Source organism: Bradyrhizobium sp. P5_C11_2, from assembly GCF_054049755.1.
The window spans coordinates 1-12,517 of sequence record NZ_JBFULT010000189.1 but is presented as its reverse complement, the minus strand read 5'-3'; the positions used below and the strand labels follow the sequence as shown (position 1 = coordinate 12,517).

The 12,517-nt window shown below is 64.6% G+C and carries 13 protein-coding genes; 8 read left to right on the top strand and 5 right to left on the bottom strand.

What is annotated here, in order from left to right; genetic code table 11:
• Positions 1–862: SphA family protein (locus tag ACXJL8_RS18980; RefSeq protein WP_456685401.1), on the top strand; the 862-nt coding region annotated here is incomplete at its 5' end.
• A 106-nt stretch (positions 863–968) separates the two neighbouring features.
• Positions 969–2,432 carry an arylsulfatase gene (locus tag ACXJL8_RS18975; RefSeq protein ID WP_456618840.1) on the top strand — a complete coding sequence of 488 codons (1,464 nt, stop codon included), beginning with the start codon at positions 969–971 and terminating at the stop codon, positions 2,430–2,432.
• A gap of 76 nt (positions 2,433–2,508) precedes the next feature.
• Here ACXJL8_RS18975 and ACXJL8_RS18970 read toward each other — a convergent pair whose 3' ends face one another.
• A complete protein-coding gene (locus tag ACXJL8_RS18970; RefSeq protein ID WP_456685400.1) occupies positions 2,509–3,489 on the bottom strand; it encodes an ATP-binding protein in 981 nt (326 codons plus the stop codon).
• 181 nt (positions 3,490–3,670) lie between these two features.
• On the opposite strand from ACXJL8_RS18970, the gene yajC reads away from it, so the two are divergent.
• Genes yajC through ACXJL8_RS18940 form a run of 6 tightly spaced genes read left to right on the top strand, consistent with a single transcriptional unit; the run spans position 3,671 to position 9,336 of the window.
• Positions 3,671–4,048: a preprotein translocase subunit YajC gene (gene yajC, locus ACXJL8_RS18965; protein WP_456618842.1), complete on the top strand. Its 378-nt coding sequence runs from the start codon at positions 3,671–3,673 to the stop codon at positions 4,046–4,048.
• A gap of 59 nt (positions 4,049–4,107) precedes the next feature.
• A complete protein-coding gene (gene secD / locus ACXJL8_RS18960) occupies positions 4,108–5,712 on the top strand; it encodes a protein translocase subunit SecD (RefSeq protein WP_456618843.1) in 1,605 nt (534 codons plus the stop codon).
• Positions 5,713–5,722: 10 nt separating this feature from the next.
• Complete coding sequence (gene secF, locus ACXJL8_RS18955) at positions 5,723–6,742, top strand: protein translocase subunit SecF (RefSeq protein ID WP_456685399.1); 1,020 nt, start codon at positions 5,723–5,725, stop codon at positions 6,740–6,742.
• A gap of 60 nt (positions 6,743–6,802) precedes the next feature.
• Positions 6,803–7,186, top strand: coding sequence for an Mth938-like domain-containing protein (locus ACXJL8_RS18950; RefSeq protein WP_456618845.1), 384 nt, complete (start codon positions 6,803–6,805; stop codon positions 7,184–7,186).
• A complete protein-coding gene (locus ACXJL8_RS18945) occupies positions 7,183–8,046 on the top strand; it encodes a phytoene/squalene synthase family protein (protein ID WP_456618846.1) in 864 nt (287 codons plus the stop codon). The genes ACXJL8_RS18950 and ACXJL8_RS18945 overlap by 4 nt, the downstream gene beginning before the upstream one ends.
• Before the next feature lie 45 nt (positions 8,047–8,091).
• A complete protein-coding gene (locus tag ACXJL8_RS18940; RefSeq protein WP_456618847.1) occupies positions 8,092–9,336 on the top strand; it encodes a threonine ammonia-lyase in 1,245 nt (414 codons plus the stop codon).
• 18 nt (positions 9,337–9,354) lie between these two features.
• Here the strand turns inward: ACXJL8_RS18940 and ACXJL8_RS18935 are convergent, their stop codons facing one another.
• The 4 genes from ACXJL8_RS18935 to ACXJL8_RS18920 form a co-directional block, all read right to left on the bottom strand.
• Positions 9,355–10,533, bottom strand: coding sequence for an aminotransferase class V-fold PLP-dependent enzyme (locus tag ACXJL8_RS18935; protein WP_456618848.1), 1,179 nt, complete (start codon positions 10,531–10,533; stop codon positions 9,355–9,357).
• 30 nt (positions 10,534–10,563) lie between these two features.
• Positions 10,564–10,977, bottom strand: coding sequence for a GFA family protein (locus ACXJL8_RS18930; protein ID WP_456685398.1), 414 nt, complete (start codon positions 10,975–10,977; stop codon positions 10,564–10,566).
• A 93-nt stretch (positions 10,978–11,070) separates the two neighbouring features.
• The gene (locus ACXJL8_RS18925) at positions 11,071–11,646 is read right to left on the bottom strand and encodes a CAP domain-containing protein (protein ID WP_456618850.1); all 576 of its coding nucleotides are present in this window, start codon (positions 11,644–11,646) and stop codon (positions 11,071–11,073) included.
• 75 nt (positions 11,647–11,721) lie between these two features.
• On the bottom strand, positions 11,722–12,517 hold a 796-nt coding region (locus ACXJL8_RS18920), incomplete at its 5' end, for a serine/threonine protein kinase (RefSeq protein WP_456685397.1).

Here is a 12,517-nt window from a genome sequence, read left to right as displayed (position 1 = left end):
GTCCGCCTCCGGTGCTGCCGCAGCGGCCCGAGAAGTTCAGATTGGCCGTTTCTCTCCGAACGTCAATGTCGACTTGAACGTAAATCTCAAAGCGCCGCCAGACCTGCTGTTTCTGTCTCCGACGTATACGTTCGCGACGCCGGTCCTCGGCGGGCAATTGTCCGTCGGTGTCACGGGCATTTACGGTCGAAACAGCACGACCCTCGATGGCACGCTGACGACCGKGTTCGGTCCGATTTCGGCGACCCGCACGGGAACCATATCGGACTCGCTCACCGGGTTCGGCGACCTCTATCCCATGGTCACGATGAAGTGGCACGACGGCGTCCACAACTACATGACCTACGTGACCGGCGACATTCCAGTCGGCGCCTATGAGCCCAGCCGCCTCTCCAACATCGGCATCGGTCATGGCGCCATCGACGCAGGCGGGGGTTACACTTACCTCAACCCGATGACGGGATATGAATTCTCCGGCGTCGGCGGCTTCACGTACAACTTCAAGAACCCGGACACGCTGGTTCAGAGCGGCGTCGATTTCCACTTCGATTGGGGTGCGTCGAAATTTCTCTCGAAGCAGGCCTTCGTAGGTCTGGTCGGCTATGCCTATCAGCAGGTCTCCAACGATACCGGCGGACTGCCGGCCCTTGGCGGATTCAGGTCGCGCGTTTTCGGCATCGGTCCGCAGTTCGGCTATCTTTTTCCGGTCGGCGGCATGCAGGGATATCTGAACATAAAGGGATATGGCGAATTCGGAGCGGAGAACCGGCCGTCGGGCTGGAATACCTGGCTGACCTTTGCGATCTCGCCCGCCGCGCCTGAAAGCACCRTTGCGCCGACCCCGCGCAGGGTGACGAAGTAGGGGGATCAACCGGAGAAAGGCATCAACCGGCAACCGGCTCTGGCGGCACGTAGGGGATTGGTGCCGAGCTTGGTCGGAAGGTGGCCAATTGATCTGAGGGCAAAACGTGCCGAAGAGCAAAACCATCTGGCTCGGTTCGTTGGCATCAGTCGCCGCCATAGCGATTGTGATCGCGCCTTCCGCAGCGCAGCAACCTAAGAAGCCCAACATTGTCGTCATGCTCACGGACAATCTGGGCTATGGCGAGCTGGGCATATATGGCGGCGGTATCCTTCGCGGCGCGCCCACGCCACGCATTGACGCGCTCGCCGGCGAGGGCACGCGTCTGCTCAACTTCAATGTTGAAGCGCAGTGTACGCCGTCCCGCTCGGCCCTGCTTACGGGGCGCTTTGCCATCCGCTCCGGCACGTACGAAGTTCCGATCGGCGGCATCCCCGACGGATTAACACAGTGGGAGATCACGACTGCGGAGCTGTTGTCGGGGCAGGGCTACGCGACCGGGATGTGGGGCAAATGGCATCTCGGTAGCGCCGAAGACCGGATGCCTACCAATCAGGGGTTCGACGAGTGGTACGGCATCCCGCGCACTTATGACGAGGCGATGTGGCCGTCCCTGGACGAGACACAAAGCATGTGGCCGTCGGTCGGGAACAGGCAGGGCTGGGATGCGAAAGTCGTTCACCCCCAACACATCTATGAAGCACGCAAGGGCGATAAACCTCGACAGGTCGCTGTGCTGGATGTGGATCGCCGCCGCACCATGGACGCGGAAATCACCAGCCGTGCGGTGGAGTTCATCAAGCGCAACGCGAGCTCGGGCAAGCCGTTCTATGCCTACGTTCCGTTCGCGCAGGTTCACATGCCGACGCTTCCAAATCTTGAGTTCGCGGGCAGAACCGGCAACGGCGATTGGGCCGATTGCCTGGCCGAAATGGACTACCGCACCGGGCAAATCCTCGATGCCATCAAGCAAGCAGGCATCGAAAACGACACGCTTGTGATATTCACCAGCGATAATGGCCCGGAGGCGACCAACCCCTGGGAGGGTGACAGCGGACCTTGGCGCGGAACTTACTTCACGGCGATGGAAGGTTCACTGCGGGCACCGTTCATCATTCGCTGGCCCGGCAAGGTGCCGGCGGGCCGCGTCAGCAACGAAATCGTTCACATCGTCGACCTCTTCACGACGCTTGCGCGGGTCGGGGGCGCAGAGGTCCCTACGGATCGCGCGATTGACGGCGTGGATCAGCTAGATTTCTTTTTGGGCAAGCAGGAGACCTCTAACCGCGAAGGGTTCCCCGCCTATGTGGCCGACCGGCTGTCAGCCGTCAAATGGCGAAACTGGAAAGTCCATTTGATCTGGCAGGAAACGATGTACGCCACGCCGCAGAAATTGCCCTTGCCGAGAATCATCAATCTACTGACCGACCGGAAGGAGGAGCGTGATGTTGCCGCGCAAAACTCCTGGGTCGCCGATCCCGCGGTGAGAATCATCGGAGCACTGGAAGCGAGCTTCAAGAAGTACCCTCCGATMAAGCTTGGCACCCCGGATCCCTACACGCCGCCATAACCGGTTTTTATGCGCACGCGCCCTTGATTCCCCGCCTTCGGGGAAAGACAGCCGTAAGTGGGTTGCGATCCGACCGCTACGGCGCCGCCAGCTTCACGCCCAGCCGGCCCGCGAGCTCCTGCACGAACTGCCAGGCGACACGGCCTGAGCGCGAGCCGCGCGTCGTCGACCATTCCAGCGCCTCGCGCTCCAGCGCCTCGTCGTCGACCTTGACGCCGAAATGGCTGCAATAGCCGCGCACCATTGCGAGATATTCGTCCTGGCTGCAGCGGTGGAAGCCGAGCCAGAGGCCGAAGCGATCCGACAGCGAGACTTTCTCTTCGACCGCTTCGCCGGGATWGATCGCGGTCGAGCGCTCGTTCTCGATCATCTCGCGCGCGAGCAGGTGGCGGCGGTTGGAGGTGGCGTAGAGGATGACGTTCTCGGGCCGGCCCTCGATGCCGCCTTCGAGCACCGCCTTGAGCGATTTGTACGAGGCGTCATTGCCGTCGAAGGAGAGGTCGTCGCAGAACACGATGAAGCGGAACGAGGACGCCCGCAACTGCTCCATCAGCGCCGGCAGGCTCTCGATGTCCTCGCGGTGGATCTCGATCAGCTTGAGCTTGTCCGCCGGTTTGCGCTCCGCATTGATGCTGGCATGGGCCGCCTTCACCAGCGACGACTTGCCCATGCCGCGCGCGCCCCAGAGCAGCGCATTGTTGGCGGGCAGGCCGCCAGCGAAGCGCTCGGTGTTCTCGATCAGGATGTCGCGCACCCGGTCGACGCCCTTCAACAGGAACAGCTCGACGCGGCTGACCCGCGGCACCGCCGACAGGCGGCCATCCGGGTGCCAGACAAAGGCATCCGCCCGCTCGAACGATTCGGGCGCTGCGGCCGGCTTCCCCTGGGCGGAGAGGTGCGCCGCAATGGTCTCCAGCGCGCGGACGACGCGCTCCTGGGAGAGGTCGGGGGCAGCCTTGGAAGCTGCCTTGGGGCGTTTTGCCGCGACCCGGGCAGGCTTCCTGGCAGGGGTAATGGGGCCTTTGCCGGCCGGGCTTTTGCTTGGTTTTCTGGGCATGTCCGAAGTTCCTGAGAATGCAGCCTTATCGGGCCGGGAGGCGCGCCGCAAGGTGGCCAAATCGACGGTCTGGCAGCGTTGCAATTGGGGCGGTGGCCGCTATAGTCCGCGCGAATTTGACCGAACCGGTCGCCTTTGAGGGCCTGACCGGCTTTCCCCCGTTTCCACGAGGATCGTCCGAATGCTGATTACCCCTGCGTATGCCCAGGCCGCGGGCGCCGGCGACACCAACAGCATGTTGATGTCGCTGCTGCCGTTCGCCCTGATCTTCGTGATCATGTACTTCCTGATTCTGCGCCCGCAGCAGAAGAAGGTGAAGGATCACGCCGAGCTCGTGAAGAACATCCGCCGCGGCGACACCGTCGTGACCTCTGGCGGCCTCGTCGGCAAGGTCACCAAGGTCGTCGATGACGACCAGATCGAGTTCGAGATTTCCGACGGCGTGCGCGTGCGGCAAATGCGCCAGATGATCTCCGGCGTCCGCGCCAAGGGCGAACCGGCGAAGGAATCCAAGGATGGCGCGAAGGAAACCGCCAAGGACGACGCCGCGTCGAAGTGAGTGCTTCCGCGAGTCTCTCAAGTCTTCCTGCAAGTCTCCTGATCTGACAGGTCCAGTCGATGTTGTATTTCACGCGGTGGAGGGCGCTCGGGATTATCCTGACGGCGCTGATCGTGTGCCTCTGCGCGGTCCCGAACTTCTTTCCCGAGGCGCAGGTGAAGACCTGGCCCGCCTGGGCGCAGCGCCGGCTCGTGCTCGGCCTCGACCTTCAGGGCGGCTCCTATTTGCTGCTCGAGGTTGACGCCAACTACGTGAAGAAGGAGAGGCTCGACCAGATCCGCGACGAGGGGCGTCGGGTGCTGCGCGACAACAAGATCGGCTTTACCGGCGGTCTCACGGTACGCAACGACGCCGTCGAGGTTCGCATTACCAAGGAATCCGACGTGCCGACCGCGCTGACCAAGCTGCGCGAGATGGCCCAGCCGCTGGGCGGTCTCTTGGGCTCCAGCGGTCAACGCGACCTTGACGTGACCGATGCCGGCGGCGGGCTGATCCGCCTCAGCGTGCCGCAGGCCGCGATGATCGAGCGCATGCGCAAGACCATCGAGCAATCGATCCAGATCGTCGAGCGCCGCGTCAACGAGCTCGGTACCGTCGAGCCCGTCATCCAGCGCCAGGGCACCGACCGCATCCTGGTGCAGGTCCCCGGGCTTCAGGACCCGACCCGCCTGAAGGAGTTGCTGGGCAAGACCGCGAAGATGGAATTCCGCATGGTCGATGCCTCCGTGCCGCCGGACCAGGCGCAGCAGGGCAGGCTGCCGCCGGAATCCGAGCTGTTGATGAGCGCGTCGCCGCCGCCCGTGCCCTATGTGGTCAAGAAGCAGGTGCTGGTCGCCGGCGGCGACCTGACCGACGCCCAGGCGAGCTTCGACCAGCGCACCGGCGAGCCGGTCGTCAGCTTCAAATTCAACACGTCGGGCGCGCGCAAGTTCTCGCAGGCCACGCAGGAAAACGTGGGGCTGCCGTTTGCGATCGTCCTCGACAACAAGGTGATCTCGGCTCCCGTCATCCGCGAGCCGATCACCGGCGGTCAGGGCCAGATCTCCGGCAATTTCACCGTGCAATCGGCCAACGATCTCGCGATCCTGCTGCGCGCCGGCGCGCTGCCGGCGCCGCTGACGGTTGTCGAAGAGCGCACCGTCGGTCCGGGCCTCGGCCAGGACTCGATCGAGAAGGGCGAGCTTGCGGCCTATGTCGGCTCGATCCTGGTCGTCGTGTTCATGCTGCTGACCTACCGGCTGTTCGGCGTGTTCGCCAACATCGCGGTGGCGATCAACGTCGCCATGATCTTCGGCCTGCTGTCGCTGCTCAACGCCACGCTGACGCTGCCCGGCATCGCCGGCATCGTGCTCACCGTCGGCATCGCGGTCGATTCCAACGTGCTGATCTACGAGCGTATCCGCGAGGAGCTGCGCGGCGGCCGCAACGCGATCTCGGCGATCGACGCCGGCTTCAAGCGGGCGCTCGCGACCATCCTCGATTCCAACATCACCACCTTCATTGCCGCCGCGGTGCTGTTCTACATCGGCACCGGCCCGGTGCGCGGCTTCGCCGTGACGCTCGGCATCGGCATCATCACCACGGTATTCACCGCCTTCACGCTGACCCGGCTGATCGTGGCCGGGTGGGTGCGGTGGAAGCGGCCGCAGAGCGTGCCGATCTAGGAGCCTGACCGTGACTCACATTGTTCTCATCGGGCTCGGCATCCTCATTGCTGTACTCACCGTGGTCTCGGTGTTCGGCTGGCTGCCGTCGCTGCGCATCGTCCCGGACGATACGCATTTCGACTTCACACGCTTCCGTCGCATCAGCTTCCCGATCTCGGCGGTGCTGTCGATCGTCGCGATCACGCTGTTCTTTACCCACGGCCTGAACCTCGGTATCGACTTCAAGGGCGGCACGCTGCTGGAGGTGAAGGCGAGGTCCGGCACCGCCGACATCGCGGCGATGCGCACCACGCTCGACGCCCTGGGTCTGGGCGAAGTCCAGTTGCAGCAGTTCGGCGGCCCCGAGAACGTCCTGATCCGTGTTGCGGAACAACCGGGTGGCGATGCCGCACAGCAGCAAGCCCTGCRGAAGCTTCGTGGCGCGCTCGGCGACAGCGTCGACATTCAGCGCACCGAGGTGCTCGGTCCGCGCGTGGCCGGCGAGCTTCTGGCCTACGGCATGCTCGGCCTGATGCTCGCGATCGTCGCGATCCTGATCTATCTCTGGTTCCGGTTCGAATGGCAATTCGCGCTCGGCGCCATGATCGCCAACGTGCACGACATCGTGTTGACCATCGGATTCATGTCGATCAGCCAGGTCGATTTCGACCTGACCAGCATCGCGGCGCTTCTGACCATTCTGGGCTATTCGCTCAACGACACCGTCGTCATCTACGACCGTATCCGTGAAATGCTGCGGCGCTACAAGAAGATGCCGATGCCGCAGCTGCTCAACGAGTCCATCAACTCGACGCTGTCGCGCTCGATCATCACCCACTTCACGGTGACGCTGGCACTGCTGGCTCTGCTGCTGTTCGGCGGCCACGCCATCCACAGCTTCACCGCGGTGATGATGTTCGGCGTGGTGCTGGTCGGCACCTATACCTCGATCTTCATCGCGGCGCCGATCCTGATCTATCTCGGCGTCGGCGAGCATCGCGAGGATGCGAAAGAAGAGGCTCCGCCGGCGAAGAAAAGCAAGGCATGATCCGAACCGCATGCCCTCGCAGGCGTTTGCGAGGGCAATAGACCCATTCGGACAAGTCTCATGGCCGGCGATCCCAACGCTCCGCATTTCCCCCGCTCCGCGCCGATCGAAGCCTATGGCAAGGGCGGCTTCGCCTTTGCCGGCATGTCGCATCGCGGTTCGCTGCTCTGCCTGCCCGACGCGATCTGGGCCTGGGACGTGACGGATCCCGCCCAGATCGACCGCTATTCGCTGGATCGGGTCTTCACGGCTGCCAACAGCATCGACACGCTTCTGATCGGGACCGGAACCGGCGTCTGGCTGCCGCCGCCGGCGCTGCGCCAGGCGCTGAAAGCGGTGAGGGTGGTGCTGGACACGATGCAGACCGGTCCCGCCGTGCGGACCTACAACATCATGATCGGCGAACGGCGCCGCGTTGCGGCCGCGCTGATCGCCGTGCCATGAACAGCACTGCGCCGCCATCCGATGCCGTTGCCTTCTGCGCCGATATCGTGCGCAGCCATGACTTTCCGCGCTATGCCGCGACGCTGTTCGCGCCCGCTGCCGAGCGCCGCGCGCTGCTCGCGCTCTACGCTTTCAACGTCGAGATCGTCCGCGTCCGCGATCTGGTGAGCCAGCCCTTGCCCGGCGAAATCCGCCTGCAATGGTGGACCGACATGCTCTCGGGCCATGTCCATGGCAGCGCCGAGGGCAATCCGGTGGCGGCAGAGCTCTTGCGCGCGATCCGCGATTTCGACCTGCCGATCGAGCCATTGTCGTTGCTCGCCGACGAGCACCAGTTCGATCTGTACAACGATCCGATGCCGACGATGGCGGCCCTGGAAGGCTATCTGGACGCGACCTGCTCGGCGTTGTTTGGGCTCGCAGCCCGGATCATGGCGCCGCCTTCGCCGGCCATCGAGCATCTGGCAAGGCATGCCGGGCTGGCCCAGGGCATCGTGCAGATCGTCACCAACCTGCCGCGCGATGCCGCGCACCGGCAACTGTTCCTGCCGCAGCAATTTCTGACGAGCCATGGCTGCAGCATGGAGGATGTCTTCGCCGGCAAGGACACGCCCAATCTGCGTGCCGTGCTGGAACAGCTCGCGGGCGAAGCCCGGCAACATCTGGCCACGGCCTCATCGTTGCTTGCGGAGGTGCCGGCGCCGGCGCGGTCCGCGTTTCTGCCGCTGGGCCAGACGCGGGCCGACCTCAAGCGGCTGTCGCGGCCGGGGCGCGATCCCTTCGCGCCGCAGCCGGCATCGCGCTTGCGCACCTTATGGACGCTGTGGCGGGCTTCGCGATCGCGGGAATTTACCAAATAGCGGTTGGCTTATCGCCTGCATCGGCCAAATGCTCTATGCTGTCCTATGGCTGACTTGTCCCAAACCGTGTCCATCGATCTGACCGGCTTTCCGGTCGCACCTAGCGACATTCACGCTGCCGCCGAGACGATCCGGGGCGCGGTCGTCGAGACCCCCTGCGGCTACAGCCGCACGCTGAGCAGCATCTGCGGCTGCGACATCTGGCTCAAATTCGAGAACCTCCAGTTCACGTCCTCGTTCAAGGAGCGGGGCGCGCTCAACCGGTTGACGGCGCTGTCGGCCGAGGAGCGTGCGCGCGGCGTGATCGCGATGTCGGCGGGAAACCATGCGCAGGGCGTCGCCTATCACGCCAAGCGGCTCGGCATTCCCGCCACCATCATCATGCCGGTCGGCACGCCGATGGTGAAGGTCGAGAACACCAGGCACCACGGCGCCGAGGTGGTGGTCACCGGCGCGACACTGGAAGAGGCGGCCGCATTCGCGCGCAGCCACGGCGAAACCCGCGGCATGATCTTCGTCCATCCCTACGACGATCCGCTTGTCATCGCCGGGCAGGGCACGGTCGGGCTGGAGATGCTGAAGGCTGTGCCCGAGCTGGATACCCTGGTGGTTCCGATCGGCGGCGGCGGCCTGATCAGCGGTATCGCCATCGCCGCGAAATCGATGAAGCCGTCATTGCGCATATTGGGCGTTGAAGCCTGGCTCTATCCCTCGATGTACAACGCCATCCATGGCGGCAACCTGCCGGCGCGCGGCGATACCCTGGCCGAAGGCATCGCGGTCAAATCGCCCGGCAAGATCACGACCGAGATCGTCCGCCGCCTCGTCGACGACATCGCGCTCGTCAACGAAGCCGAGCTCGAGCGTGCGGTTGCGACCCTGATCTCGATCGAGAAGACGGTCGTCGAGGGCGCCGGCGCCGCCGGCCTCGCCGCGCTGATGTCCGACCCGTCACGCCTTGCCGGGCAGAAGGTCGGGCTGGTGCTGAGCGGCGGCAACATCGACACGAGGCTGATTGCCTCGGTCCTGACCCGCGAGCTTGCGCGCGAGGGACGGCTGACCCAGTTGTCGCTCGATATCCCCGACCGGCCCGGGCAATTGGCGGCGGTGGCGGCGCTGCTGGCCGAGGCCGGCGCCAACATCATCGAGGTCTCGCACCAGCGGACGTTCTCGGACCTGCCGGCCAAGGCGACGCTGCTGCAACTGGTCATCGAGACCCGCGACAGCGCGCATCTCGACGAGGTCATGGCCAGGCTCGGCGCATCCGGATTGAGCGCGCGCTGTACCTGAGCGACGCGTATCCGCGTGCTATCGCGGCGTCAAACCGGCGAGGTGGCCGATCAGCCGATCGATCTCGGCTTCCGTGTTGTAGTAATGCGGCGAGGCGCGCACCACCGGAGGCAGCGCGCGGACTTCGGCATCGATGCGGGTGCTCGACGGGTACGAGGCACCGATCGTGATGCCGGCGGCAGCCGCGCTGCCGACTATGGCTTCCGCCTCATGGCCCTCCATCGTGAAGCTGACGATGGCCCCCGGCGCGCGTCCGAGGTCGCGAATCCTGATGCCGCGAATGGAAGCGAGGCCGCCGCGAAGACGGTCCGCGAGTGTGCGGCAGCGCTGTTCGATCGCGCCCATTCCGATGTCGAGGGCGTAATCGATGGCGGCGCCGAGGCCGAGTCGGGCTGCGTAATTGTTCTCCCAGGTCTCGAAGCGACGCGCATCGTCGCGGAGCCGGTATTCATCTCGGGAGACCCAGGGCGCCGCGAAGTGATCGATCATCGGCGGCTCGAGCTGTTGCAGCATCGCTCGCCGCACGTAAAGAAAGCCGGTGCCGCGCGGGCCGCGCAGGAATTTGCGCCCCGTCGCTGACAGCATGTCACAGCCGATGGCTTCGACATCGACCGCCATCTGTCCAGCCGCCTGACAGGCGTCGAGCAGATAGGGAATGCCCCGTGCTCGCGCGATCTTCCCGACCGCCGCCGCCGGATTGACCAGCCCGCCATTGGTCGGAACCCAGGTGATGGCGATGAGTTTCACGTGCTCATCGATCATGCGGTCGAGCGCCTGGAGGTCGAGTTCGCCGCTGGCATCGCTCGGCACGACGTCGATCGTTGCGCCCGTGCGCTTGGCCACCTGAAGAAACGCGACATAGTTGGCGGCGTATTCCGCCTCGGCGGTCAGGATCCGGTCGCCCTCGCGCAACGGAAGCGCGTAGAACGCCATCTGCCAGGCAACCGTCGCGTTCTCCATGAGGGCGATTTCGTCCGGCGCGGCGTTCAGCAACCGGGCGACCGAGCCGTACACCGCTTGCAACCGATCGGACTCCCGGTCGGAGGCGGCATAGCCCCCGATCTCACTCTCCAGATCGATATGCCGCTTCATGGCCGCGACCACAGGAGCAGGCATCAGAGCCGCGCCTGCATTGTGAAGGTACGCAAGCCGAGCGGCGGCTGGCGTGTCGGCACGTATTCGGTCGATGTCGATCAACTGCACCTCGGTCCTCGCGCTATCGCCGGTTCAGTGCGGCATCTCTTCGAACTGCGGCAGGTTGAGGGGCTTGTTCCACTGCATGCGACGCTCGGTGAACATCTCGAGCTTCGGCGCGACCAGGTCGGGCCGGTCCAGGCTGCCCAATTGGACGAACACCGTCTTGGGAAAACTGTCGAGGTTCGAGCTGAAGACCCTCGAGCCGCATTCGGGACAGAAATTTCGATCCAGGCCCTTGCCGGAATTGGCGATGTAGTGAAAGGCCTTCGGCTTGCCGCTGAGAAGCGTGAAGTCATCCTCCGGCACGGCGAAGAAGGTCGCCATCTCGCCGCCTGACGCTCGCTTGCAATCGTTGCAATGGCAGTTCGCGATAAAGGTCGGATCGGTGTTGAATTCGAACTTGATGGCGCCACAGGCGCATTGAGCTGTGTATTTTTTGGYCATTGATCGCCCCAGGGTTGGTCCAAGACAGCGGCGCGACCATATTGGCTGGCCAGAGAAACGCAGGCAACAGCGCTTCCCGCGCGGCGTCTCGCCTCAGATGCAGAGGCCAAGCAGCTTGATGTGGCAGCTGCTGGATTTGGGCTTGCTTGCGGGCGGGGCCTCGCGCTTCACGGCGACCAGCGGCTCCTTGTCTTTCTTGCCCTTGCCCCGCTTCGGCTCGTAATCGCCCGCGATCACCATGGCCCAATAGGTGCGCTTGCCGCTCGCATTCTTGGCGCTCGCGATCCCGACCCGGGAGGCATTGTGCAGCAGCAGGTTCTTGCGGTGCCCGGAGGAATCGATCCACTGGCCGAGGGTCTTCTCGAAATTGTCGTAACCGTAGGCGATGTTCTCGGCGGCACGCCCGGCGCCGGCCGGTGCGACGCGCCTGTTGAACGGGCCGAGGGCATCGTGACTGAGATCGTCCTTCGCGGCCATTGCGCGCGCCTGGTCCATCGCGATGCGGTCGAGGGTCGTGTCGCGCACGACGCGGACCTCACCGTGCTTGAGGCGGAAGCTCGAGATCAGTTCGGCCGGGGAGTCGGCCAGAGCAGGCGTGACAACCAGCAGCAGAAGGCCGGCGATTGCCCTGCCGGCCATCCGACGCGTCATCAGCCCCCAAATCATCATCGCTCACCAAACCAGGGTTCCACCCGGCCGCTTCTCCGCCGCCAATGTGGACGCTTCAAGGCACGGTCTTCCGGGCTAGCTCGTTGGCAGGTCCGCCTCGAAATTGAAGCGGTCGCGCAGGTTCTTGCGCTGTTCCAGGATGTCCTTGAGGAAGGCGCGGTCCTGGTCGCTCTTCATCATCGGCTCGATCAGGTCGAGCTGGTTCATGGCGACCAGTTGCAGGATCTCGGTGCGCGGCTTGCCGCTGGGATCGCGGGGCAGCGCATGCACGATCTGGATGTGCTCTGGCGGCTTTGGTCCCTTCGCTGCGGTCAGTTCGCTGCGGAGCTGGCCTTCGAGCGCGGCCTGATCGCCTTCCACGAACGCATAGAGCCCGACGCCCGAACGGCGGTCGGCAAAGGCGACGATGGCGGTGTCGCGCACGGCCGGATTCTTGCGGATCAGATCGGCGAGCACCGGCGCGTCGTTGACGAGCCTGCGGCCGCCGCCTTCGCGGTCGGTGAAATTGAACAGGCCGCGCGTGATCGCGCGATAGACCTTCTTGCCGGTGGCAAGCCACAGGCTTGCGGCGAAGGATTTTTTCGCGAGGATCTTGCGCTCGCGCGGCGTCAGCGCCTCGGGCGCATAGGAGCGCTTGTGCTTGAGCAGGTGCCGGAGGTCTTCATAGGCGAGGATGCGATAGAGCCGGCCGCGCCGCGCGAAGCAGGCGGCGAGCTGGAAGTCGGTCACATAGGCGCGCCCGTCGCGGCCGACCAGCCAGTTCTGTTCCTTCGCAAGATCGTTGTGGCAGATGCCGGCGCGGCGCAGCCGGCGCAGCGCGTCCTTGGCCGAGCGGAAATAGGCGAGGTCGCCATGCGGCTTGGCCAGATGC